18 protein-coding genes and 1 pseudogene are annotated in these 23,634 nt (G+C 68.1%); 8 read left to right on the forward strand and 11 right to left on the reverse strand.

What is annotated here, in order from left to right; genetic code table 11:
• Window positions 1–42: 42 nt before the first annotated feature.
• Both ACQCSX_RS04945 and ACQCSX_RS04950 read left to right on the forward strand, forming a co-directional pair.
• Entirely contained in the window at window positions 43–639 is a 597-nt protein-coding gene (locus tag ACQCSX_RS04945) for a DUF3043 domain-containing protein (protein ID WP_427017961.1), read from the forward strand.
• 42 nt (window positions 640–681) lie between these two features.
• On the forward strand, window positions 682–1,686 hold the full coding sequence (locus tag ACQCSX_RS04950; RefSeq protein ID WP_427017962.1) for an aldo/keto reductase family protein: 1,005 nt from the start codon (window positions 682–684) through the stop codon (window positions 1,684–1,686).
• Between the two features lie 102 nt (window positions 1,687–1,788).
• Here the strand turns inward: ACQCSX_RS04950 and ACQCSX_RS04955 are convergent, their stop codons facing one another.
• Complete coding sequence (locus ACQCSX_RS04955) at window positions 1,789–2,904, reverse strand: quinone-dependent dihydroorotate dehydrogenase (protein WP_427017963.1); 1,116 nt, start codon at window positions 2,902–2,904, stop codon at window positions 1,789–1,791.
• A 173-nt stretch (window positions 2,905–3,077) separates the two neighbouring features.
• Here ACQCSX_RS04955 and ACQCSX_RS04960 point away from each other — a divergent pair.
• The 4 genes and pseudogenes from ACQCSX_RS04960 (at window position 3,078) to ACQCSX_RS04975 (ending at window position 8,718) form a co-directional block, all read left to right on the forward strand.
• Window positions 3,078–4,651 (forward strand): annotated as a pseudogene (locus ACQCSX_RS04960) (IS1182 family transposase).
• A 211-nt stretch (window positions 4,652–4,862) separates the two neighbouring features.
• A complete protein-coding gene (locus ACQCSX_RS04965; RefSeq protein WP_427017964.1) occupies window positions 4,863–6,533 on the forward strand; it encodes an FAD-binding dehydrogenase in 1,671 nt (556 codons plus the stop codon).
• A gap of 2 nt (window positions 6,534–6,535) precedes the next feature.
• On the forward strand, window positions 6,536–7,603 hold the full coding sequence (locus tag ACQCSX_RS04970; protein ID WP_427017965.1) for an alpha/beta hydrolase: 1,068 nt from the start codon (window positions 6,536–6,538) through the stop codon (window positions 7,601–7,603).
• The gene (locus ACQCSX_RS04975; RefSeq protein WP_427017966.1) at window positions 7,600–8,718 is read left to right on the forward strand and encodes an alpha/beta hydrolase; all 1,119 of its coding nucleotides are present in this window, start codon (window positions 7,600–7,602) and stop codon (window positions 8,716–8,718) included. Before ACQCSX_RS04970 ends, ACQCSX_RS04975 begins: the two co-directional genes overlap by 4 nt.
• 99 nt (window positions 8,719–8,817) lie before the next feature.
• On the opposite strand, the gene ACQCSX_RS04980 is transcribed toward ACQCSX_RS04975, so the two are convergent.
• The 3 genes from ACQCSX_RS04980 to leuA form a co-directional block, all read right to left on the reverse strand.
• Window positions 8,818–9,627 carry an isoprenyl transferase gene (locus ACQCSX_RS04980; protein ID WP_427017967.1) on the reverse strand — a complete coding sequence of 270 codons (810 nt, stop codon included), beginning with the start codon at window positions 9,625–9,627 and terminating at the stop codon, window positions 8,818–8,820.
• A gap of 3 nt (window positions 9,628–9,630) precedes the next feature.
• On the reverse strand, window positions 9,631–10,383 hold the full coding sequence (recO, locus tag ACQCSX_RS04985) for a DNA repair protein RecO (protein ID WP_427017968.1): 753 nt from the start codon (window positions 10,381–10,383) through the stop codon (window positions 9,631–9,633).
• A 324-nt stretch (window positions 10,384–10,707) separates the two neighbouring features.
• The gene (gene leuA / locus ACQCSX_RS04990; RefSeq protein ID WP_427017969.1) at window positions 10,708–12,447 is read right to left on the reverse strand and encodes a 2-isopropylmalate synthase; all 1,740 of its coding nucleotides are present in this window, start codon (window positions 12,445–12,447) and stop codon (window positions 10,708–10,710) included.
• 279 nt (window positions 12,448–12,726) lie between these two features.
• On the opposite strand from leuA, the gene ACQCSX_RS04995 reads away from it, so the two are divergent.
• A complete protein-coding gene (locus tag ACQCSX_RS04995) occupies window positions 12,727–14,685 on the forward strand; it encodes a M13 family metallopeptidase (RefSeq protein ID WP_427017970.1) in 1,959 nt (652 codons plus the stop codon).
• Between the two features lie 88 nt (window positions 14,686–14,773).
• On the opposite strand, the gene ACQCSX_RS05000 is transcribed toward ACQCSX_RS04995, so the two are convergent.
• From ACQCSX_RS05000 to ACQCSX_RS05020, 5 genes are all read right to left on the reverse strand, one after another.
• Complete coding sequence (locus tag ACQCSX_RS05000) at window positions 14,774–16,384, reverse strand: LCP family protein (RefSeq protein WP_427017971.1); 1,611 nt, start codon at window positions 16,382–16,384, stop codon at window positions 14,774–14,776.
• Window positions 16,385–16,514: 130 nt separating this feature from the next.
• Window positions 16,515–17,513: a GTPase Era gene (era, locus tag ACQCSX_RS05005; RefSeq protein ID WP_427017972.1), complete on the reverse strand. Its 999-nt coding sequence runs from the start codon at window positions 17,511–17,513 to the stop codon at window positions 16,515–16,517.
• A complete protein-coding gene (locus tag ACQCSX_RS05010) occupies window positions 17,510–18,844 on the reverse strand; it encodes a hemolysin family protein (protein WP_427017973.1) in 1,335 nt (444 codons plus the stop codon). The genes era and ACQCSX_RS05010 overlap by 4 nt, the downstream gene beginning before the upstream one ends.
• Window positions 18,841–19,314 carry an rRNA maturation RNase YbeY gene (gene ybeY, locus ACQCSX_RS05015; RefSeq protein WP_427017974.1) on the reverse strand — a complete coding sequence of 158 codons (474 nt, stop codon included), beginning with the start codon at window positions 19,312–19,314 and terminating at the stop codon, window positions 18,841–18,843. Before ybeY ends, ACQCSX_RS05010 begins: the two co-directional genes overlap by 4 nt.
• Window positions 19,311–20,423 (reverse strand): PhoH family protein, encoded by a 1,113-nt coding sequence (locus tag ACQCSX_RS05020; protein ID WP_427017975.1) that lies wholly within the window; start codon window positions 20,421–20,423, stop codon window positions 19,311–19,313. The genes ybeY and ACQCSX_RS05020 overlap by 4 nt, the downstream gene beginning before the upstream one ends.
• A 303-nt stretch (window positions 20,424–20,726) precedes the next feature.
• Between ACQCSX_RS05020 and ACQCSX_RS05025 the strand changes: the two genes are divergently transcribed.
• Complete coding sequence (locus ACQCSX_RS05025; protein ID WP_427017976.1) at window positions 20,727–21,680, forward strand: GerMN domain-containing protein; 954 nt, start codon at window positions 20,727–20,729, stop codon at window positions 21,678–21,680.
• Here ACQCSX_RS05025 and ACQCSX_RS05030 read toward each other — a convergent pair.
• On the reverse strand, window positions 21,673–22,449 hold the full coding sequence (locus tag ACQCSX_RS05030; RefSeq protein ID WP_427017977.1) for a 16S rRNA (uracil(1498)-N(3))-methyltransferase: 777 nt from the start codon (window positions 22,447–22,449) through the stop codon (window positions 21,673–21,675). The two genes, ACQCSX_RS05025 and ACQCSX_RS05030, sit on opposite strands and share 8 nt — an antisense overlap.
• A gap of 12 nt (window positions 22,450–22,461) precedes the next feature.
• Window positions 22,462–23,586, reverse strand: a complete 1,125-nt coding sequence (gene dnaJ / locus ACQCSX_RS05035; RefSeq protein ID WP_427017978.1) for a molecular chaperone DnaJ — start codon at window positions 23,584–23,586, stop codon at window positions 22,462–22,464.
• Window positions 23,587–23,634: the final 48 nt, after the last annotated feature.

Below are 23,634 nucleotides of genomic sequence, written 5' to 3' on the forward strand. Positions count from 1 at the left end.
TCACAGGTCGGGAGGAGCATTCTAAACAGGTATTCTGTAGGAGTGTTTGGACGTAAGAAAGATGCCCCCGCAGACCTGCCCGTAGCCAACCCGACGGATTCCGTCCGGTCAGCCGACCCGCAGGCGGGCAAGGGCGTGCCCACCCCGTCGCGGAAAGCCCAGGAAGCGGCCCGCAAGCGGCCCCTGGTGCCGAACGACCGTGCCGCGGCCAAGGAAGCCGAACGGGACGCCCGCCGTGAAGAGCAGGCGCGCATGCGCCGCGCCCTTGACACCGGCGAGGAGCGTTTCCTCCCGCTGCGCGACAAGGGGCCGCAGAAGCGCTTTGCGCGCGACTTTGTGGATTCCCGCTTCAGCCTGGGCGAGTACGTCATGTTTGCGGCCCTGGCCATCGTGGTGCTGTCCCTGGTGGTCCCGCCCACGGCCGACACGCAGATCATCGTGTTCGGCGCCTTCTGGGTGATGGTGGTGGCCGTGGCCATCGATTCCGTCTTCCTCTCCCGCCGCCTCAAGCGCCGCATCATCGAGAAGTTCGGCGCGCCGGAGCCCGGCGTCGTCTGGTACGGCACCATGCGTTCCCTGCAGTTTCGCAAGCTGCGCCTGCCCAAGCCAATGGTCAAGCGCGGCGAAACGCCGAAGTAGCCCACCACGCTCTCACTTTCGTTTGGTCGCTAGGCTGGGGGCATGGACTACCGCTACCTGGGCCGTTCGGGCCTGAAGATCACTGAAATCACCTACGGCAACTGGCTCACGCACGGCTCCCAGGTGGAGAACGACGTCGCCACGGCCTGTGTGCGCGCCGCGCTGGACGCCGGGATCAGCACCTTTGACACGGCCGATGCCTATGCGAACGGCGCCGCCGAGGAGGTCCTGGGTGCCGCCCTGAAGGGCCAGCGCCGAGAATCGCTGGAAATCTTCACCAAGGTCTACTGGCCCGTCGGTCCAAAGGGACCCAACGACACAGGCCTCTCGCGCAAGCACATCATGGAGGGCATCAACGGCTCGCTGCGCCGCCTCCAGATGGACTACGTGGATCTGTACCAGGCCCACCGCTTCGACTACGAAACCCCGCTGGAGGAGACCATCGCCGCCTTTGGCGACGTCATCCGGGCGGGCAAGGCGCTCTACATCGGCGTCAGCGAGTGGACGGCGGCCCAGCTCCGCGAGGGCCAGGCCCTGGCCCGCCAGGCCGGCTTCGCCCTCGTGTCCAACCAGCCGCAGTACTCCGCGCTCTGGCGCGTGATCGAGGCCGAGGTGGTTCCGGCCTCCATCGAGCTGGGCATGTCCCAGGTGGTCTGGTCCCCCATGGCCCAGGGCGTGCTCTCCGGCAAGTACCTGCCCGGCCAGCCCGCCCCCGCGGGTTCACGGGCCACCGACGAGCACGGCGGGGCGCGCACCATCGCCGGATTCATGGCCGACGACGTCCTCACCGGCGTGCAGAAGCTGCGTCCCATCGCCGCCGAACTGGGCCTGGAGATGTCGCAGCTGGCCATCGCCTGGGTGCTGCAGAACCCGAACGTGGCCACGGCCCTGGTGGGCGCCAGCCGGCCGGAGCAGGTGGCGGAGAATGTGAAGGCCTCCGGCGTGACGATTCCGGCCGAGCTCATGGCCGCCATCGACGACGCCCTGGGCGCCAGCGTGGAGAGCGACCCGGCCAAGACCGAAAGCCCCGCCACCCGCGTGGCCTGAACCAACAGCCTCGCTGGTTGGGCGAAGCCGAAACCAAGAGCGGCCCGCACCAATTGGTGCGGGCCGCTCTTGTGCACGCCCCAGATGGGGCCGGCAATTCGGTCAGGCGGTGTGCGGGTGGGCGGTGTGCGGGTGGACCAGGTGCGGGAACTTGCGCCGGTGGGCCGCCAGCTCCCGATTGATCCGGACCGCCCAGAAGGGGCCCTCGTAGAGGAACGCCGTGTAGCCCTGCACCAGCGCCGCGCCCGCATCCAGGCGCTCCTGCACGTCGGCCCCCGTCTCCACGCCGCCGACGGAGATGAGGGTGAGCCTGTCCCCCACGGCAGCCTTGAGCCGGCGCAGCACCTCGAGCGAGCGGGCCTTCAAGGGTGCCCCCGACAGGCCGCCGGCACCGATTTCGCGCACCATGGTGGCATCGGCGGCCAGGCCATCGCGGGAAATGGTGGTGTTGGTGCAGATGATGCCGTCCAGGCCCATGTCCAGGGCCAGCGCGGCCACGTCGTCGACGTCGTCGTCGCTGAGGTCCGGCGCGATCTTCACCAGCAGTGGCACGTGGCGTTTGGCGGCGGCGTCGGCGGCCTCGCGGACACCGGCCAGCAGGGGCCGCAGCGTCTGCACGTCCTGGAGCAGGCGCAGGCCCGGGGTGTTGGGCGAACTGACGTTGACCACCAGGTAGTCGGCGGCCGGGGCCAGGGTGCGGGCACTGAAGAGGTAGTCCTCCAGTGCATCGTCCAGCTCCACCGTCTTCGTCTTGCCGATGTTCACGCCCACCAGCGGCCGGTGGGAGCCGTAGGTCGTGCCCAACTGCGTCAGTGCGGAGGCAATGCGGGGCTCGACGGCGGCGGCGCCGTCGTTGTTGAAGCCCATCCGGTTGATGACGGCACGGTCCTCCACCAGCCGGAAAAGGCGCGGCTGTGGATTGCCGGGCTGCGCCTGCCCGGTGACGGTGCCCACCTCAATGTGGCCGAAGCCCAGATCGGCCAGAGCGTTGATGCCGTGGCCCTCCTTGTCAAAGCCGGCTGCCAGGCCGAAGGGGGTGGGGAAGACCATGCCCAGCGCCGTGGTCTTCAGCAAGGGTGACGGCGCAAACATCCGCCGCAACAAGGAACCCGCACCGATGGCGTGCGAGGCCTTGATCAGGGTGAAGCCGATTTTGTGGGCGCGCTCGGCATCCATCCAGGAGAAGCAGACACGGAAAAAGGTGGGATATAGGCGCATGCCTCTAGTTTTCCGCGTCTTCGGTCCAGCAGCAACCTACGACACCACCCGGAGCCGATTGTGTGCCGTCTCACTGGCCTGTGAGGCGGTGAGGGCTAGGACTGTGCTGAACAATTTGGGTGGTTTAAGGCGCGCCTGCTGGACTTCGGGTCCTGGTCCTTAAGACTGGATGCATGCAAGGAATTGAAGAGGCCCAGCGCGGGTATTTGGATGTGGAGGCGCTGGCCGGGGAGCTGTTGGCCCCGGGGAGTGCCTACGCGTTTCTGGCCGGGCACCGCTCGGAGCTTTTCCCGGACTCGATGATGGAGGACCTGTTTCCCTCCACCCGGGGCAGGCCCTCGATCCCGGCCGCGGTCATCGGCACCGTCCTGGTCCTGCAGGCCCTGGAGGGTCTCTCGGACCGGGCCGCCGCCGAAGCCTTGACCTTTGACCTGCGGTGGAAGGCCGCCTGCGGGTACGGGCTGACCGAGACCGCGTTCCATCCCACGGCGCTGGTGCATTGGCGCAACCGCCTGCGCGGCAGCAGCAACCCGCACCGCATCACCGAAGCCGTCGCCCAGGTCATCACCGCGACCGGTGTCCTCACCGGCCGGCACCGCCGGGCGGTGGATTCGACCGTGTTCGCCGATGCGGTGGCCCGGCAGGACACCATCACCCAGCTGATTGCCGTGATCCGCCGTTTCGGCAGGGCCATGGAGCACGGGGCCACGCTCATGGCGGTCCATGCCACCTCCTACGATTACTCGCACGTGGGCAAGCCGGACATCGCCTGGGACGACAAGGAAGCGAAGGACGCCCTGGTCTCGGGGCTGGTCACCGACGCCCTGGCCCTGCTTGGCGCGGTGGATCCCGACACCCTGGAAGAAGACTCGCCGCAGGCGCAGGCCTACGTGCTGCTGGCGTTGGTTTCGGGCCAGGACGTGGAGCCGGCCGAGGGTTCCGACGGCACCGACGGGCGGTGGCGATCGCCCGGAAGGTCGCCCGGGACCGGATGGTCTCCATCGTGGATCCCGAGGCCAGGCACGCGCACAAGTCCCGCTCGGTGATGATGGACGGGTTCAAGGGACACATCATTGCCGAACCGGAAACCGGGCTCTACACCAGCGCCGTGATGACCCGGGCCGCCGGCCCCGGTTCCAGCGACGCGGAGGCCGGAATCGGGCTGGCCGCCGCCGATCCGACCATGAAGGATACGGAGGTTGACTACCAAATGCTTGGCGATTCGGCCTACGGCTCCGGGCCCATGCTCGAACACCTCGACGGGGCCGGGCACCAGGGGCTGGTCAAGCCCAGGCCGCTGCGCCCGGCAGTGCCCGGCGGCTACGACCTGGACGACTTCACCCACGACGAAGCAAAGAACACGCTCACCTGCCCCAAAGGTGAGGTGCGCACCATCAGCGCCAGAGGCAACGTGAACTTCGGCACCGCCTGCAAGGCCTGCCCGCTGCGGGAGAAATGCACCACGGCCAAGGGCGGGCGCAAGGTCGTCATCACCGTCCACCACGCCCGCCAGCGCGCCCACCGGGCCGCCGCCCTCGAGCCCGGGTTCCGGCACGACTACCGGGCCCACCGGCCCCTGGTGGAACGGTCCATCGGCTGGCTGGTCGCCGGAGGCAACCGGGCCCTGAGATACCGGGGAGTTGAAAAGAACAACGCCTGGCTGCAGGTCCGCACCGCCGCGCTGAACCTCCGGCGACTCCTGAAACTGGGCCTCACCCGCCACAACGGGGCCTGGGCCCTGGGATAAGACCCGGAAAGGGCCCCCACCCCGGTCCTGGGCCAAATCCCAGCCGCGGGGAGCCACGAACGGAGGTACAAGGCCCGCAAAAATCACGAACCAGATCTCCGGCGATCAGAAAGGAGACCCCCAGCGGGCCGCCAAAGGCCCCGGAAAGGTGCGACAGCCAAACCCGCGGCCCCGAATTGCCCCTTGTTCAGCGCCCTCCTAGCATGGGCGCATGGCACTCACCGTGGATCCGGTCCCGTTGGCAGCCGATGTCGTCGTTGTTGGCGCGGGGCTGTCGGGACTGGTGGCCGCGGCACAGGCCTACAACGCCGGGCGCAGCGTGCTCATTCTGGACCAGGAGCCCGAGGCCTCCCTCGGCGGCCAGGCGCACTGGTCCTTCGGCGGCCTCTTCCTGGTCGGCTCCCCCGAACAGCGGCATCTGGGCGTCAGGGACAGCGCCGACCTCGCGCTCAGCGATTGGCTGGGCTCCGCCGGGTTTGACCGCGCCGAGGACCACTGGCCCCGGCGCTGGGCCGAGGCCTATGTTGACTTTGCCGCCGGCGAGAAGCGGGCCTGGCTGCATGCCCTTGGCGTGAAGTTCTTCCCGCTGGTGCAGTGGGCCGAGCGCGGCGGCTACGACGCCCAGGGGCACGGCAATTCCGTACCGCGCTTCCATGTCACCTGGGGCACCGGGCCGGGGTTGCTGGAACCGTTCCTGGCCAAGCTGGCCGAGGGCGTGGCGGCGGGCAGGGTCAGGTATGCCTTCCGGCACCGCGCCACCGGGCTGGCCATGTCCGGCGGTGCCGTGACGGGCGTCCACGGCGAGCTGCTTGAGCCCTCCGACGCCGGGCGGGGCGTGGCGAGCAGCCGCACCGTGGTGGGCAGTTTTGCGGCGGCGGCCGGCGCCGTCGTCGTGACCACCGGCGGGATCGGCGCCGACCACGAGGCCGTCCGGGCCCACTGGCCCGGCGGTGCGGCGCCGCAGTACCTGCTCTCCGGCGTGCCGGCGTCGGTGGACGGGCGGTTCCAGGCCGTGGTGGCGGGGCATGGCGGGACGTTGGCCAACATGGACCGGATGTGGCACTACCCGGAGGGCATCCACAACACCGACCCGGTCTGGCCCGCCCACGGCATCCGTATCCTGTCGGGGCCCTCGCCGCTATGGCTCGACGCCACCGGCCGCAGGCTGCCCGTGCCGCTGTTCCCGGGCTTTGACTCGCTCGGAGCGCTGCGGCACATCACCGCTACCGGCCACCGGCACTCCTGGCTGGTGCTGAACAAGACCATTCTGGCCAAGGAGTTCGCCCTCTCCGGCTCCGAACAGAACCCCGACCTGACCGGCAAGGACGTGAAGCTGCTGGCCAAACGCGCCCTGCCCGGCACCGTAAGGCCGGTCCAGCGGTTCCTGGAGCATGGCGTGGACTTCCGCCGGGCCGCCACGCCCGAGGAACTGGCGGAGAAGATGAATGCCTTGGTGGGCGAGGACCTTCTCGACGGCGGCGCGCTGCGGGAACTGCTGGTGGCCCGCGACCGCCAGGTCACCTGCGGGCTCGGCAAGGATACCCAGCTCAACGCCATCCGCGAGGCCCGGCGCTTCGCCACGGACAAGCTGATGCGCGTGGCGCCGCCGCACCAGATGCTTGCGGCCGAGCACGGCCCGCTGGTTGCCGTCCGGCTCTCCGTGCTGACCCGCAAGAGCCTGGGCGGGCTCACCACAAACCTCTCCTCGCGGGTGCTTGGATCCTCCGGTGCCCCGATCGGCGGGTTGTTTGCCGCCGGCGAGGCCGCGGGCTTTGGCGGCGGCGGAATGCACGGCTACCGCTCCCTGGAGGGCACGTTCCTGGGTGGGTGCCTCTTTTCCGGCCGCAGCGCGGGGCGTGCGGCCGCGGCGGAGACGGCCTAGCCATGGCGCATCAGATGCCCTGGGAGGCGGACGTTTTGGGGGACGGCTTCGAATCGGCCCAATTGCACGGGACCCACGATTCCGGTGCGCCGCGGGTGGCCACACTGGTGCGCTACCTGGATCCCTTCCGCCCGCCGTCCGGACCGGTGTCCAGTCCGGCGCCGCGGCAGGCCGTGCTTTTCTTGCACGGCTGGAGCGACTACTTCTTCAACACGGACCTGGCGCGCTTCATGGACTCCCTGGGCATTGCCTTCTACGCCCTGGACATGCACGGCCACGGCCGCAGCCAGCGCAGCGGAGTGCTGGGCGGCTTTGTCCGCAGCCTCAAGGACTACGATTCCGAGCTGGTCCAGGCCCACGCGGCGGTGCTGGCGGATCTGGCGCTGCGGTACCCGGCCCGGCCACACGACGGCGGCGTGCCGTCCGTCCCGCGGCTGGCCCTGATGGGGCACTCCACCGGCGGGCTGGTGGCGGCATTGTGGGCCGGCAAGAACCCCGGACTCGTCAGCCACCTGATCCTGAACAGCCCCTGGCTGGAGATGCACGGTGGCGCCTTAGTCCGCCGCACCGCCTCCCCGATGGTGGAGCCGCTGGCCCGCTGGTGGCCCACCCGCCGCATACTGCTGCCCGAACGCAACTTCTACTGGCGTTCCATCTCCGACACCACCGGCGGCGAATGGAACCTGGACCCCGAGCTGCGCCCACCGATGGCATTCCCCATCCGGATGGGCTGGATGAGCGCCATCATGGCCGGCCAGGCCGAGGTGGCCAAGGGGTTGGAGATCCAGGCGCCCATTCTGGTGATGATGTCCTCGCGCAGCATGAACGGTCCGCTGTGGAGCGAGGACATGCGCCAGGCCGACGTCGTGCTGAACATCCAGAGCATGGCCGTGCGTGCCATCGGATTGGGCCCCAGCGTGACCCTTGAACGCATCGACGGCGCCCTGCATGACGTGCTGCTCTCCGAAAAGCCCGTGCGCGACGAGGCCTACCGCCGCTTGCGCCGTTGGATCCTTGGCTATGTCCTTCTCGATCCACACGCCCCCACCCCGGCCCTGGAGGGCGAATGAGCACCACCGGCACCACTGCCACGACTGACCCGGCCTGGGTTCCGGACTTCCTGGGCCCGGCCTACCAGCAGCTGGAACTGTGGACCTGGGCAGTGACGATGAGGGCCCCGTCGTGGCCACCCTTGTCAGGCACCTGGCTCCCGCGGCGCAGCACGCCGCGGCCCGAGCCCGCTCATCCGCTGCGGCCCCTGGTGGAACGCCTGGCGCCCAAGCCGGGCCCGCCACCGTCCGCCACCGCGGCCCCGCACGCCGTGCTGTACATCCACGGCTGGGCAGACTACTTCTTCCAGACCGAAATGGCCGAATACCTCAACAGCACCGATATCGCCTTCTATGCCCTGGACCTGCGCAAGTACGGCCGCAGCCTGCGCCCGCACCCATCCGAGGGGTTCACGACGGACCTGCAGGTCTACGACGCCGACATCGACGCCGCGTTGTCGGCCATCCGGACGGACCTGCGCCTGCGGCACGGCCACACACCGGCCCCCAAGATCCGCCTCATGGCGCACTCGCTCGGCGGCCTGATCGCCCCGCTCTGGGCCAACCGGCATCCGGGCCGGCTGGCCTCGCTCATTCTGAACGGACCGTGGCTCGAGCTGCAGGGCAGCCGGTTTATCCGGCAGATTGCCACGCATCTGGTGGACCCCTTTGTCCGCAGCGATCCCAAGCGGGTGTTCCACTTCCCCGAAATGACGGCCTACTGGCAGAGCGTCAGCGTCCTGGCGCACGGCAGCTGGGACCTGAAGGAGGAATGGCGGCCCGCCGCATCCTTTCCGCTGCGCGCCGGCTGGATCAAGGCCGTGCTCAATGGGCACGCCACCGTCAGCACCGGGCTGGCCATCGATGCTCCGGTGCTGATGCTGCTCAGCGAGAAGACCATCATCCAGGCCGAGTGGAGCCCGGAGATGATGGGGGTTGACGCGGTGATCGATGTGAACGAGATGGCACGGCTGGGGTTGAAGATTGGCCATCGCGTCATGGTGAACCGGTACTCCGGGGCGCTGCACGATGTGATGCTGTCGGCACCGGCCATCGGCACGGGATCTACGCGGATCTGGCCCACTGGCTGCGCGCCTACGGCCCCGGCTGCTGACATAAGCACAATCCCGTCCTGAGCGGAGCGGCGATATGGGGACCCGGGAGTGGCTCCGGGCACCCGCGAAGCGGGCGGGGTCCCCATATCGCCGCGCAGCGACGGACGGAGGCGCGACCCGCTACTTCGCCTTGTCGACGGCGCCGCCGTAGCGGCGGTCGCGGCGGGCGTATTCGTCCACGGCTTCCCAGAGGGTGCGGCGGTCGACGTCGGGCCAGAGCTTGTCCATGAAGACAAATTCGGCGTAGGCGGACTGCCAGAGCAGGAAATTGGAGATCCGCTGCTCGCCGCTGGAGCGCAGGAACAGGTCAACGTCGGGCAGGTCGGGGGTGTACATGTGGCGCTGGATGGTCTTCTCGGAGATGGAGCGCGGGCTCAGCGTCCCCTCCGCCACCTGCTGCGCAATGGCCGCCACGGCGTCGGCGATCTCCGCCCGGCCACCGTAGTTCACGCACATGGTCAGCGTGATGGTGTTGTTGTCCTTGGTGTGCTCCTCGGCCACTTCGAGCTCCTTGATGACCGAGCCCCAGAGCCGCGGCTTGCGTCCGGCCCAGCGGATGCGCACACCCCAGGCGTCCAGCTGGTCGCGCTGGCGGCGCAGCACGTCCTTGTTGAACCCCATCAGGAAGCGCACCTCCTCCGGCGACCGCTTCCAGTTTTCCGTGGAGAAGGCGTAGACGCTCACATGCTTGATGCCCATCTCGATGGCACCGGCCATGACGTCCAGCAGCGCCGGCTCCCCCGCCTTGTGCCCCTCCACCCGCGGCAGCCCGCGCGCATTGGCCCAGCGGCCGTTGCCATCCATCACGATGGCGACGTGCGCGGGCACCAGCTCGGCCGGGATGGCGGGCATGACGGCGCCCGAGGGGTGCGGCCAGGGCGCGACGACGGGAGGCTTGGCGGGGTTCCGGGTTGGGCGGGACAGGGCCACGGTTTATACACGCTCCACGAGTTTGAAGGATTGGACGGTGCGTTCGAGGTGCCACTGGACGTAGCTGGCCACCAGTCCGGCGGCCTCGCGCCGGTGCTGGTCGGCGGACGCGTCGGCCACCGGCCACCCACCGCTGAGCAGTGCGGCCAGCAGGGACATGGTTTCCGGGGCGGGCGACGGCGATCCGGGCGGGCGGCAGTCGTGGCAGACGGCGCCGCCGAGCGCGGCGGAGAAGGCGCCGTGCGGGCCTGGGGCGCCGCAGCGCGCGCAGTCGGTGAAGCTGGGAGCCCAGCCGGCGATCGAGAGCGACCGCAGCAGGTAGGAGTCCAGGATCAGCTGCGCTGCGTGGTCGCCGCGGGCCAGCGATGCCAAGGCACCGACCAGCAGCAGGTACTGCGCGGTGGTGGTTTCGCCGTCGACGTCGGTCAGCCGCTGGGCGGTCTCGGTCATCGCCGCGGCCACGGTGTAGCGGCCGTAGTCAGCCACGATCTCCCGGCCGTAGGAGCCCTTGGCGACGGCCTGGGTGACGATGTCCAGGCTGCGCCCGGAGACCAGCTGCAGGTCCGCCACCATGAACGGTTCAAGCCGGGCGCCGAATTTGCTGCTGGTGCGCCGCACGCCCTTGGCCACGGCGCGGATCTGGCCGTGGTTGCGCGTGAGCAGGGTGATGATGCGGTCAGCCTCGCCCAGCTTGTGGGTGCGGAGCACGACGGCGTCATCACGGTAGGTGCGCGCGGCAAACGAATTTCTGGACACAGTCCCATTCTCCCACTGCCGTGCGACACCATCCGTTGCCCCGCGCCGTTCCCCGTGAATCACAGGTCCCAGAAACGCCGGAGGCCCCGGGGCGGCTCAATTGAGAGCAACCCGGGGCTTCCAGGAGGGCGTGGGTGGGCCCACGCTTGCCAGGTTCCCGGAGAATCGCGCCAGCCATTGTCCGGGCCAACAAGTGGCTGGGCCGACGCGCCCGAGGGCCCCTAAGGTGATCTCGCTTGCGAGCCCACCTTGGGAGGGCTGGGCCCACGCTTGCCAGGTTCCCGGAAAATCGCGCCAGCGATTGTCCGGGCCGGCAAGTGGGGACTACGCCCGCTGGTCCCGCACCGCGCGGTTCACGGCGGAGATGACGGCCTTCAGCGAGGACATCGAGGTGTTCGAGTCAATCCCGACGCCCCAGAGAACCCGCTCGCCCACGGCGCATTCCACGTAGGCGGCTGCCCGGGCGTTGCCGCCCTCGGACAGGGCGTGCTCGGAGTAGTCCAGCACCCGGACATCCACGCCATCTTCATGCAGGATCGCCAGCAGTGCCGCGATCGGGCCGTTGCCGGTGCCGGTGCGGCGCTGGGCCACGCCGTCGATGGTCATATTGGCCACCAGGGTCATCTCGCCGTCGTCGTCCGTGGACGTGGTCAGCGACCCCAGGCCATAGCGTCCCCAGGCGTGCTCGGCGTCGACGGCCGGCAGGTACTCATCGTTGAAGATGGTCCACAGCTGGGCGCCGGAGACTTCGCCGCCCACCGTGTCGGTGCGCTTTTGGATGACGCCGGAGAACTCCATCTGTGCCCGGCGCGGCAGGTCCAGGTTGTGCTCGTTCTTCAGCAGGTAGGCGACGCCACCCTTGCCAGATTGCGAGTTGACGCGGATCACGGCCTCGTAGCTGCGGCCCAGGTCCTTGGGGTCGATCGGCAGGTACGGAACGGCCCAGGTGAAGTCGGCAACGTCCTTGCCGGCCGCAGCGGCCTCGGCTTCGAGGGCTTCGAAGCCCTTCTTGATGGCGTCCTGGTGCGAGCCCGAGAAGGCGGTGAAGACCAGATCTCCACCGTAGGGGGACCGCTCGGGCACCGGCAGCTGGTTGCAGTATTCAACCGTGCGGCGGATGTGGTCGATGTCGGAAAAGTCGATCATCGGGTCGATGCCCTGGGTGAACAGGTTCAGGCCCAGGGTGACCAGGTCCACGTTGCCGGTGCGCTCACCGTTGCCGAACAGGCAGCCCTCGATGCGGTCCGCACCGGCCAGGTAGCCCAGCTCGGCGGCGGCGACGCCGGTGCCGCGGTCGTTGTGCGGGTGCAGCGAGAGGATGATGCCCTCGCGGGGGTGCAGGTTGCGGCTCATCCACTCGATGGAGTCGGCGTAGACGTTGGGGGTGGCCATTTCGACAGTGGCCGGCAGGTTCATGATCACCTGGTTGTCGGCGGATGCCTCGAAGATGTCGGCGATGGCATTGCAGACGCGCAGAGCGTATTCCGGCTCGGTGCCCGTGAAGGACTCCGGGGAGTACTCGTAGGTGATGTGCGTGTCGGCGAGGGTTTCCTCGTACTTCTTGCACAGGCGTGCACCCTGCAGGGCGATGTCCAGGATGCCGTCCTCGTCCTGGTTGAACACCACACGGCGCTGCAGCACGGACGTGGAGTTGTACAGGTGGACGATGGCCTGCTTGGCACCAACGAGGGACTCGTAGGTGCGCTGGATCAGGTGCTCGCGGGCCTGGGTCAGCACCTGGATGGTGACGTCCTCGGGGATGTGGCCGCCCTCAATGAGCTGGCGGACAAAGTCGAAGTCCGTCTGCGAGGCGGACGGGAAACCGACCTCGATTTCCTTGAAGCCCATTTCCACCAGAAGCGTGAACATCTTCAGCTTGCGCGCCGGGCTCATCGGGTCGATCAGGGCCTGGTTGCCGTCGCGCAGGTCCACAGCGCACCAGCGGGGGGCCTTCGTGATGACCTTGTCCGGCCAGGTGCGGTCCGGCAGTTCCACCGTGATTTGGTCCTGGAACGGGACGTAACGGTGGACGGGCATTCCGGAGGGCTTTTGTGCGTTTCGCATGGAGGTGACCTTTGGCTTTTATGTTCAGTACAGGGAAGGTCGGCCGGGCAACACAAACACCGCAGCGAGGGATCGGCCTGTACGTTGTGAAAACCATCGTTCGAAAAATTCGAACCGATCAGCTCAACGGGTGTGGGCCTCGCCGCGGCAGCTAAGAAGAAGCATTCCAGTGCGCACAAACTCACCCTAGCACGGCGCGTAGGATGATGGTGAACCAGCTCACCCCGGCACGGTGCCCGCCCGGGCCCTGCCACGCAGCGAAAAGGCGGACCTCACTTCATGGCACTTTCAGGGATCAACCGTGCAAATTTCGACCCCGCGGTGCGCCCGCAGGATGACCTCTTCAAGCATGTAAACGGCGGCTGGCTGGCCGCCGAGACCATCCCGGACGACCGCGCACTGACCGGATCCTTCACCACGCTCCGCGATGCCTCCGAGGCCGCGGTGCGGACCATCATCGAGACAGCTGCGGCGCAGGCGGCAGGCTCGGGCACCGGGTCGGTGGCGGCGAAAATCGGCGATCTCTACGCCAGCTTCATGGATGAGGCCGCCATCGAGGCGGCCGGCGCCGCACCATTGGCCGACAGGCTGGGCGCCATCTTCGACACCACCAGCGTGGCCGACCTGATCGTGCTCATGGGCCACCTGGACCGGGAGGGCAACGACGGACTCTTCGGCGGCTATGTCAACAACGACGCCGGGAATCCGGACCGGGCGCTGTTGCACCTGTACCAGAGCGGGCTGGGCCTGCCGGATGAGTCCTACTACCGCGAGGACAAGTTTGCGGACATCCGCACCGCCTATGTGAAGCACGTCGAAACCATGCTCTCGCTGGCCGCCGTGCCCGATGCCGCGGCGTCGTCGGAGCGCATCATGGCCCTGGAGACAGCTGTCGCTGCCACGCACTGGGACAACGTGACCCTGAGGGATCCGCAGAAGACGTACAACCTGCACACCCGCGCCCAGGTCGAGGAGCTGCTGCCCGTGCTGGGGCCGTGGCTGGATGCCATGGGCGTCACCGCGGCCGAGAGCGCGGAACTGGTGGTGGCCACGCCGGAGTTCTTCAGGGGCCAGGCCGCCCTGCTGGTCGAGGACAGGCTGGCGGAGTGGCAGCAGTGGCTGGCCTGGCGCTGCATCTCCGCTGCGGCGCCGTACCTTTCGGCCGCCTTTGTGGACGCCAACTTTGCCTTCCACGGCACCACCATCTCCGGCACCCCGGCCAACCGGGAACGCTGGAAGCGCGGCGTATCCCTGGTGGAGGGCTGCCTCGGCGAGGCCGTGGGCCAGCTGTACGTGGCCGAACACTTCCCCGAGGGCCACAAAGCCCGGATGGAGGCCCTGGTCGCGAACCTGATCCAGGCCTACCGGGCCAGCATCCAGACGCTGGAGTGGATGAGCGCCGAGACCATCGCCGCCGCACTGGAGAAGCTGGAGGCCTTCACACCCAAGATCGGCTACCCGGCCAAGTGGCGCGACTACTCCACCCTGGAGATTGTTCCGGGGGACCTACTGGGCAACATCGAGCGCAGCCACCGCTTTGAGCTGGCCCGCCAGCTGGCCAAGATTGGCGCCCCCATCGACCGTGCGGAGTGGTTCATGACGCCCCAGACGGTCAACGCCTACTACAACCCCACCATGAACGAGGTGGTGTTCCCCGCCGCGATCCTACAGCCGCCGTTCTTCGACGCCGAGGCCGACGACGCCGCCAACTACGGTGGCATCGGCGCAGTGATCGGCCACGAGATCGGGCACGGCTTCGACGACAAGGGCTCGCAATTCGACGGCACCGGCACCTTGCGGAATTGGTGGACCGACGCCGACCGCGCCGCCTTTGACGCCCTCACCGCCAAGCTGGTGGACCAGTACAGCGTGCTGTCGCCCGAGGCCGCCCCCGGACACACCGTCAACGGCGAGCTGACGCTGGGCGAGAACATCGGCGACCTGGGCGGGTTGGCCATTGGCTACAAGGCCTACCAGCTCAGCCTGGCCGGAGCCGAGCCGGCGGTGATCGATTCGCTCAGCGGCGCGGAGCGCTTTTTCTTCTCCTGGGCCGAGTGCTGGCGCACCAAGATCCGCACCGAGGAGGCCATCCGCCGCCTTGCCATCGACCCGCACTCCCCCGCCGAGCTGCGCTGCAACGCCGTCGTGCGCAACCTTGACGTCTTCCACGACACCTTTGGCACCGTCGCAGGCGATGCGCTGTGGCTGGACCCCGCGGAGCGCGTGAGCATCTGGTAGGAACCGGGGCCCGGCCCCGGAATGCAACAAAACAAACGGCGCGCCTTCCGCTTCTGCGGAGGGCGCGCCGTTTGCGTGGCTGCGATGCCTAGTAGGTGTAGTACCCCGGGTTGACCACCAGGCACTTCTCGGCGTCGTCCGCGGTGCTGGCCACGATGTCCGGCGGCAGCACATTGGTGCCGTACTTGGTGCCCGAGATGAAGTCCGCACCCAGGCGCAGCTGGACACCGTTGATGGTGGGATCCGCGGCAAGTGCCGTGGCAGGAATGCCGTACAGTGCCGCAACATCGGCCGCCACATCGGCAAAGTCCGCACCGTAGGCGATGGTGGTGGTGCTGGCGGTGGCCACCGGACGGCCCTCGAAGGAGTTGGTGTAGCCCGCGCCCTGGAGGACTGCCAAAATCTCGGTGGCGCGCCCCGCCAGTCCGGAGCCGTTGACCACCGTAACCGGCTGAATGGCTGTGTTGTAGGCCGGGGCGGCGGGCGGCACGGGGGCCGTGGTGGCCGGCACCGACGGAGCGGCGGACGACGGAGCGGCCGACGGCGGTGCCGTGGGGCTGGCGGATGCCGGGGCGGTGCCGGTGAAGTTTGCATCGTCGCGCAGGCCGGCAAAGAGCTGGGCGGCCTCGGGCTCCTTGAGCTGGACCCGGTTGGTGTCGCCCACAAACGCCTCGTAGGGCACGGTGATGAAGGCAACCCCGGCCAGATCCACCTTCTTCAGCCGGTCGGCCAGCGCAACCATCGACGGAATGTTGGCCAGGCCCGAGTCGATGGTGAGGTTCTTGGTGATGGTGTCGGCGATGCCATAGACCTTGGGCAGGTTGTTCAGGGTGTCATCGCTCTTGATCTTGCGGACCATCGAACCCAGGAAATACTGCTGGGCCTGGATGCGGTCAAGATCCGAGGAGGTGCCAAAGGAGTGCCGCGTGCGCAGGAACGCCAGAGCCTGCTCGCCCTGGACCAGGCTCTTGCCGGCCGGCAGCACCAGATGCGAGCCATCGAAATCGTCCATCGCATGGTCCACGCAGACCTCCACGCCACCGAGGGCGTTGGAGAGTTCCTTCACGGCGGTAAAATCGGCCAGCATGAAGTGGTCAATGTTCAGCCCGGTGGCCTCGTTGATGGCGGCCACGGTGCAGCCCGGGCCGGCCACGCTGAGCGCCCCGTTGAGCTGGCCCATCGACATGGCTTGGGTGGCCTCGCCGGTCTTGGGGTCGCGGCAGGACGGGATGGGCATCATGAGGTCCCGGGGGAAACTGGTGACCGTGACGCGCTTGTTGTCGGCGGAAATGTTCATCAGCAGCATGACGTCGGACTGGCCGTTGCCGGTGGAATCATTGGCGTTGCCATACTCGCTGTTGGCACCGTCGCGGGTGTCGGTGCCAAGGATCAGGATCTGCAGCGGATCGGTGCTGTCGTTGGCCTTCGAGGCGGCAGCGGCTGCCCCGACGCCGGCATTCAGGTCGGAGACCGTGACGTTGCCCTGCAAGCGCAGCACCAATACGGCCACCACGCCGGCCCCGGCCAGCAGGGCCACCGCCGTCGCCGTCGCCACGATCTTCAGCCACAGGGCCACTGAGCGGTGGGCCCGGAAGTGGCGGCCGGCGGGAACGGATGCATCGATCCGGGTGGCAGTGCGCGGCACCTTCACCGGCGGCTTGCTCCTCCCTGCATCCGACTCGGCACGGCGACGCCCCATGGATGGACCTTTCGATAGGCAATATAGAACTCACGCAAGTCTACGCACCGCCCCTGTGAAATAGCCCAAAAGGCGGCTTCGACCAGCGGCGGTGCGTCAAACGGCGGGTGCAACTTGCGTTGCGGCGGGATTAGAACCCCAGTTTAACCAACTGCTTGGGGTCGCGCTGCCAGTCCTTGGCCACCTTCACATGCAGGTCAAGGAAGACCTTGGTGCCCAGCAGCGCCTCGATGCCGCGGCGGGCATTGGTGCCCACCTCGCGCAGCCGCGAACCGCCCTTGCCAATGATGATGGCCTTCTGGGACGGGCGTTCGACGTAGAGGTTGACCCGCACGTCCAGCAGCTGGTGGTCCTCGTCGCGGCCCTCGCGCGGCACGATTTCCTCCACCACCACGGCCAGGGAGTGCGGCAGCTCGTCGCGGACGCCCTCCAGCGCCGCCTCGCGGACCAGCTCGGCGACCATCACGGCCTCCGGCTCATCGGTGAGTTCGCCGTCGGGGTAGAGCGCGGGCGAGAGCGGCATGTGGCTGGCCAGCACCTCCGCGACGGTTTCCACCTGGAATCCGTCCACGGCGGAGACCGGCACGACGTCGGCCCAGCCGTCGCCGCCGAGCACCTCGCGGCCCAGTGCGGCCACGGCCAGCAGCTGGTCGGTCACCGCCTGGCGGTCCACGGTGTCGGTCTTGGTGACGAGGGCGATGATCGGCTTGTTGCCGATCTGTGCCAGCTGCTTGGCGATGAAACGGTCGCCGGGGCCGATCTTCTCATTGGCTGGCAGGCAGAAGCCGATGGCGTCCACCTCGCTGAGGGTGTCGGCCACAAGGTCGTTCAGGCGCTTGCCCAGCAGGGTGCGGGGACGGTGCAGCCCGGGTGTGTCCACCAGGACCAGCTGGAACGTCTCGCGGTGCACGATGCCACGGATGGTGTGGCGGGTGGTCTGCGGCTTGGCCGAGGTGATCGCCACCTTCTGGCCGACCAACGCGTTGGTCAGTGTGGACTTGCCGGCATTGGGGCGGCCGGCCAGCACGGCAAAGCCGGCGCGGAAGCTGTCCCCGCCGTCCTTGAACGTGTCGCGCTTTGCGCCGCCGGCGCCTTTGGCCTTGGCACCATTGGCCTTGGATTCCTTCATGATGTGCTCCCTGCGGCGGCGCCGTCTTGGTCATTGTGCTCGTTGGTGTCAATGTCGCTGTTGGTGCCAGTTTCCGCCGACGACGCGGCGGTGGCAATAATATGGCTGACGCGGTTGCGGCGGCCCTCGAGCCGCTCGGCGCGCAGGTTGATCCCGGCGATGTCCACTTCGCTGCCGACGACGGGGACGCGGCCCAGATGCTTGGCCAGCAGCCCGCCCACGGTGTCCACCTCGTCGTCGTCGAGGTCCAGGCCGAAGAGCTCACCGAGGTCATCCACGCCCAGCCGGGCGCTGATGCGGTAGCGGCCGCCACCGAGCGCCTGGACCTCGGGGGTCTCGGAATCGTATTCGTCCACGATCTCCCCGACGATCTCCTCGATCAGGTCCTCCAGGGTGACCAGCCCGGCGGTGCCGCCGTACTCGTCGATCACGATCGCCAGATGCGTCGATTCGACCTGCAGCTCGCCCAGCAGCTCGGTGACGGGCTTGGACTCGGGCACATACCGCACGTTGCGGGCAATGGCCTCCACCGGCGGGGCCTGCTCCTGGGCACCGAGATGGTGCATGGTGGCCACCACATCCTTCAAATACAAGATGCCGAGGATCTCGTCCGTGTCCTCGCCGATGACCGGGATCCGGGAGAAGCCCGAGTGCAGAAAGACCTCCATCGCCTCGTCCAGGGTCGAGCCGCGCTCCAGGGCCACGATGTCGGTGCGCGGGACCATCACGGCACGCACCAGGGTGTCGCCCATGTCGATGACGCTCTGGATCAGCTCGGCCTCGGAGTTCTCGATCATCTCGGATTCGCTGGCGCGGTCGACAAACTCGCGGAACTCCTCTTCGCTGACGAATGCCTGCTCGCCGCGCGGGGCCCCGGGGGCCACGGCACTGCCCATGGCCACCAGCGCCCGCGGAATCGGACCGAGCACCCAACACAGCCAGTGGACCAGCCAGGAGGTCCGGCCCACGACGGCGGCCGAGTGCAGCCGACCCCATTGGCGCGGCGACACGCCCACCAGGACGAAGCCGACGCCGGCCATCACCACCGTGGCCAGCAGGCCGGCAAGCCAGAGGTTGTCCACCAGGTTGAGCATCAGGATGGCCACCGCCACGGCGGAGGCCATTTCAAACCAAATGCGCCAAAAACGCAGGGCATCCATATGTGGCACGGGGGCCTGGAGGATGCGCTTAAGCGACGCGCTACGGCTGTGCGCGGCCACGGTTTCGGCGTCGTGGCGGGGAAAATACATGAATGCTGCCTCCATGGCGGAGAGCAGCGCCGTGATGGCCACGAAGGCAAGCCCCATGGCCGCTAATGCGGCGGTGGTCACTGCATGGTCTCCCGCGGGGCATCCTTGCCCAGGAATCCGGAGAGCAGTGTGCGCTGCAGGCCAAACATTTCTTCCTTCTCCTCCGGCTCGGCGTGGTCGTAGCCGAGCAGGTGGAGGACGCCGTGGGTGGCCAGCAGCAGGATTTCATCCGCCGTGCTGTGTCCGGCGGTCTTGGCCTGTTCCTCGGCCACCGCGGGGCAGATGACAATGTCCCCGAGCATGCCGGCCGGCGTGGGGCGCTCGGGCGTGCCGGGACGCAGTTCGTCCATCGGGAAGGACAGGACATCGGTGGGGCCCGGCTCGTCCATCCATTCGATGTGCAGCTTTTCCATCGTGTCGACGTCGGCCATGATGATGGACAGCTCGGTCTGCGGGTGCACGTAGAGCTCGTCCAGGATATAGCGGACCAGCCGGACCAGGTTGGCCTCGTCGACCTCGACGCCGGACTCGTTGTTGACTTCAATGCTCATGCGTGTGCGTTTCCGTTCGTGGTGGGCGCCTGGCTGCCCGCGGTGGTCTGGTTGGTGTGCTCGCGGCGGCGGACCTGGTCCTCGTCCCACCGGCTGTAGGCGCTGACGATGTCGCCCACCAGCTTGTGGCGGACCACGTCGGCGGCCTCCAGGATGGAGAAGTTGACGTCGTTGACGCCGGCCAGGATGGTCCGCACGATGCGCAGGCCGGAGTTGGTTCCGGTCGGCAGGTCCACCTGGGTGATGTCGCCGGTGACCACCATCTTGGAGCCGAAGCCCAGCCGGGTGAGGAACATTTTCATTTGCTCCGGCGTCGTGTTCTGTGCCTCGTCGAGGATGATGAAGGCGTCATTGAGCGTGCGCCCGCGCATGTACGCCAGCGGAGCCACCTCGATGGTGCCGGCGGCCATCAGCCGTGGGATGGAATCGGGGTCCATCATGTCGTGGAGGGCGTCGTAGAGCGGGCGCAGATACGGGTCGATCTTGTCGCTGAGCGTGCCGGGCAGGAAGCCCAGCCGTTCGCCGGCCTCCACCGCGGGGCGGGTGAGGATGATCCGGTTGACGTCCTTCTGCTGCAGCGCCTGGACCGCCTTGGCCATGGCCAGGTAGGTCTTGCCGGTGCCCGCGGGGCCGATCCCGAACACGATGGTGTTGGCGTCGATGGCGTCGACGTAGTTCTTTTGGTTCAGCGTCTTGGGCCGGATGGTCCGGCCGCGGCTGGAGAGGATGTTGTAGGTCAGCACGTCAACGGGCGACGCCGTCTGCTGGGTCCGGAGCATTGTCACCAACTGCTGGAGCACCGCCGGGGTGACTGTGGTCTTGCGTTCCACCAGGCCGCGGACCTCTTCAAAGAGGCGCATGATGCGCGGCACGTCCCGGGCGGGGCCGGAGATCGAGAGCTCGTTGCCGCGGGCCAGGAAGCTCACCTGCGGATAGCTGGCCTCCACAAAGCGCAGGGCCTCGTCGTGGGCGCCAAGTGATTGCACCATCTGTTCCGTGGAATCAAAGGACACGATTTCCGTGCGGATGCCATCAATGGAGTGCGGGAACCGCACTGGGCCCGCGGTGTCGACCGGGAGCTCGTTGCTGCCTGCTGCTTGATCTGCCATAGGTGCGGCCAGTGGCCTGGAATCTCTCCTTGGACGGTGCTGCCTTTTTTGTGCTGCCTGTTGTGGTGCTGCGCGTGCGGATGTGCGCTTTGGACAATCCTACGGCAACGGTTGCGCGGCAGTGGGTGGATGCTGTGCCGTTCGCTGTGGGGAAACTGCCCACATCTCAAATGGGTTTCGATCCGGTTTCAGTTCGTGCAGAACGGCCGATTCCGGCGATATCGGTCCGGCCGTTATGCCAAGCTGGACAGGGGCCCAAACGTCCTATGTCCATTTTGTACCGCTGGAAGGCAGTCCCCCACAGTGCAAGTTTCCCTCCACCGCAGGGCCCGGCGCCCGTCCGCGGCCCGGCGCGTGCGTGCGCTGCTGGGCGGCGTTGCGGTGGTGGCGATGCTGGCCGGTTGCGCGGCGGCCGGGCCCATCGCCGCGGAACGGACCATGCCCGCGGCGGCCGGCACCTCGTCGTCGTCGATGGTCAGCAGTGCCCCGCTGGAGACCGCGCAGAGCGCCACCAAGGTGCCCGTCTACTGGCTGGGCCACAGCGGGAGCGAGGTCTACCTCTACCGTGAATTCCTGCCCAGCGCTTCCGACGCCGATCCCATTGAGGCCGCGCTGGCGGCCATGACCGGGCAAAAGCCGCTGGACCCTGACTACTTCAGCCCCTGGAAGCAGCCCTCCCGGCTGGGCGCCTCCATCTCCGGCAACAACCTCATCACCGTTGACATCTCCGCTGACGCCTTCACCGCCAATGTGGACCAGGGCATTGCCGAGCGGGCCATCGCCCAGCTGGTCTACACGGCCTCGGCCGCCGCTGCCGCCGCCGGGCTGATCGACGGAAACATCGGCGTGCAGGTGTCCATCCTGGTGGACGGGCACACCAACTACAACGCCTTCGGCAAGGTGGTGTTGGACAAACCGCTGACCCGCAGCGCCGCCTTCGTGGCCCCCGTCTGGATTGTCGATCCGCAGAACGGCACCAGCCCGGATGCACCCCTGACCGTCACGGGGCAGGGGATTTCAAACACCGGTAAGCTGGCGTGGAAGCTGCTCAAGCTCGGCGCGCCCGGGAGCACCGCCGCGCCGGAGAACTACCTGAGCGGCGATGTGGCCATCGGTGCCGGCCCGAACACGCTGGGCAAGTTCGCGTTCACGATCAAGCCCCCCGCCGGCCGCTACGAGCTCCAGCTCTACACGGTGGACCCCACCGGCGCGGCCAAGGTCCTGGGCCTCGATTCCAAGGTGATTGACGTCAGCTAGGGTCCCAGCGGCCCAGCATCTCGCTCAGCAGCACGACGGCGGCCGGACCGGCCGTGGAGGAGCGCAGCACATGCGGGCCCAACAGGGCCAGATGGGCGCCGGCAGCGGTGAACAGCTCCACCTCGCGGGGGCTGATGCCGCCCTCCGGCCCCACAATGACCAGGATCTCCCCCTCAACGTCCTGCCCCGGCGCCCCCAGCCGGGCCGCGACAACGCTGCGCAGCGATTCGATGGCGTCCTCGTGCATCACCAGGGCCAGCCGCGCCGCGGCAATCCGCGCCGGCAGCTCGGAGCTCTGCACGATGGAGCCGACGCCGGGAATCCAGGCCCGGCGTGCCTGCTTGGCCGCCGTGGAGACCACATTGGACCACTTCTGCACGCCCTTGGCGGCCTTGTCGCCCTTCCAGCGCACGATGGAGCGCTCGGACTGCCAGGGCAGCACCGCATCTACACCCAGCTCGGTGGAGGTCTCGATGGCCTGCTCGTCCCTGTCGCCCTTGGCCAAGGCCTGGACCAGCACCAATTGGAGGGCGGGAGCGTCTTCCCGGCTGGCGGCGTCGACCCGCACCGTCAACTCGCCCGGCGCCGCGGCGGCCACCGTGCAGGCCAGCCGCAGCCCGGCGCCGTCGGCCAGGTCCACCGGTTCGCCGGCGGCCAGGCGCTTGACGGTGGTGGCGTGGCGCCCCTCGGGCCCGCCGAGCACATAGAGCTCGCCCTCGGCCAGGGCGGCGAGTTCGGCGTGGTTGGCGTAGAAGATCGGGTTGGTCACGGGGAGCCTCGCCTAGAGGTTGCCGAGCTTGTCGCGCAGGCGGGCGAACATGCCGCCGCTGGTGACCAGCTTGCCCTCGGTGAACTGCTCGCCGCGCAGCACGGCCAGCTGCTTGAGCAGCTCCTCCTGGGCGGCGTCCACCTTGGTGGGCGTCTCGACGTGCACATGCACCTTCAGGTCGCCACGGCCGTAGCCGCGCAGGTGGGTGACGCCGAGTCCGCGCAGCGTGATGACCTCCCCGGCCTGGGTGCCGGGCTTGATGCTGATGGGCTGCTCGCCGTCGTAGGTGTCCAGCGTCAGCTCCGTGCCCAGCGCGGCGGCCGTCATCGGCACGCTCAGGGTGGCATGGAGGTCGTCGCCCTCGCGCAGGAAGGCGGGATCATTGTTGACCTTGATCTCCACGTACAGGTCCCCGGACGGTCCACCGGCCGGGCCGGCCTCGCCCTGGGCGGAGAGCTGGATGCGGGTGCCGGTGCCCACGCCGGCCGGAACCTTGATGGTGAGCGAACGGCGGCTGCGGATGCGGCCCTCGCCCAGGCACTCGTTGCAGGGATCGGTGATCATGGTGCCGAAGCCCTGGCAGCTGCCACAGGTGGCCACCGTCATGACCTGGCCCAGGATGGAGCGCATGGGGCGCTGGACCTGGCCGCTGCCGCGGCAGATGTCGCAGGTGGTGGGCGTGCTGCCCTCGCGGCAGCAGCTGCCGTGGCAGGTGGGGCAGGTGACGGCCGTGTCCACCTCGATCTTCTTGTTCACGCCGAAGACGGCCTCGCGCAGGTCGATGCGCACGGTGATCAACGCATCCTGGCCGCGGCGCACGCGCGAGGCGGGGCCGGACGCTCCGCCACCGCCGCCGAAGAAGGTCTCAAAGATGTCCTGGAAGGCGAAGCCCTGGCCGGAGAAGTTGCCGGAGCCGTTGTCCGTGCCGTTCTCGTTGCCCGTGGTGTCGTAGACGCGGCGCTTTTGCGGGTCCGAGAGCACCTCGTAGGCGTGCGTGACGGACTTGAAACGCTCCTGGGCGTCCTCGCCGTCGTTCACGTCCGGGTGGAACTTGCGCGCAAGCTTCCGGTACGCCTTCTTGATCTCTTCACCGGTGGCGTCGCGGCCCACGCCCAACACGTCGTAGTGGTTGCTCAAAGTCTTTGCTCTCTCTTACTGTTCTGCGAAAGGTGGTCGCTGGCGGCT

The organism is Pseudarthrobacter sp. P1 (assembly GCF_050156935.1).
Classification (GTDB): Bacteria; Actinomycetota; Actinomycetes; order Actinomycetales; family Micrococcaceae; genus Specibacter.

What these genes read in the sequence shown, in the direction of transcription:
- ACQCSX_RS04965 (WP_427017964.1), top strand. Translation starts at nt 4,863, where the DNA reads ATGGCACTCACCGTGGATCCGGTCCCGTTGGCAGCCGATGTCGTCGTT.
- leuA (WP_427017969.1), bottom strand. Translation starts at nt 12,447, where the DNA reads ATGCGAAACGCACAAAAGCCCTCCGGAATGCCCGTCCACCGTTACGTC.
- era (WP_427017972.1), bottom strand. Translation starts at nt 17,513, where the DNA reads ATGAAGGAATCCAAGGCCAATGGTGCCAAGGCCAAAGGCGCCGGCGGC.
- ACQCSX_RS04995 (WP_427017970.1), top strand. Translation starts at nt 12,727, where the DNA reads ATGGCACTTTCAGGGATCAACCGTGCAAATTTCGACCCCGCGGTGCGC.
- ACQCSX_RS04970 (WP_427017965.1), top strand. Translation starts at nt 6,536, where the DNA reads ATGGCGCATCAGATGCCCTGGGAGGCGGACGTTTTGGGGGACGGCTTC.
- ybeY (WP_427017974.1), bottom strand. Translation starts at nt 19,314, where the DNA reads ATGAGCATTGAAGTCAACAACGAGTCCGGCGTCGAGGTCGACGAGGCC.
- ACQCSX_RS05020 (WP_427017975.1), bottom strand. Translation starts at nt 20,423, where the DNA reads ATGGCAGATCAAGCAGCAGGCAGCAACGAGCTCCCGGTCGACACCGCG.
- ACQCSX_RS04955 (WP_427017963.1), bottom strand. Translation starts at nt 2,904, where the DNA reads ATGCGCCTATATCCCACCTTTTTCCGTGTCTGCTTCTCCTGGATGGAT.
- ACQCSX_RS05000 (WP_427017971.1), bottom strand. Translation starts at nt 16,384, where the DNA reads ATGGGGCGTCGCCGTGCCGAGTCGGATGCAGGGAGGAGCAAGCCGCCG.
- ACQCSX_RS04975 (WP_427017966.1), top strand. Translation starts at nt 7,600, where the DNA reads ATGAGCACCACCGGCACCACTGCCACGACTGACCCGGCCTGGGTTCCG.
- ACQCSX_RS04950 (WP_427017962.1), top strand. Translation starts at nt 682, where the DNA reads ATGGACTACCGCTACCTGGGCCGTTCGGGCCTGAAGATCACTGAAATC.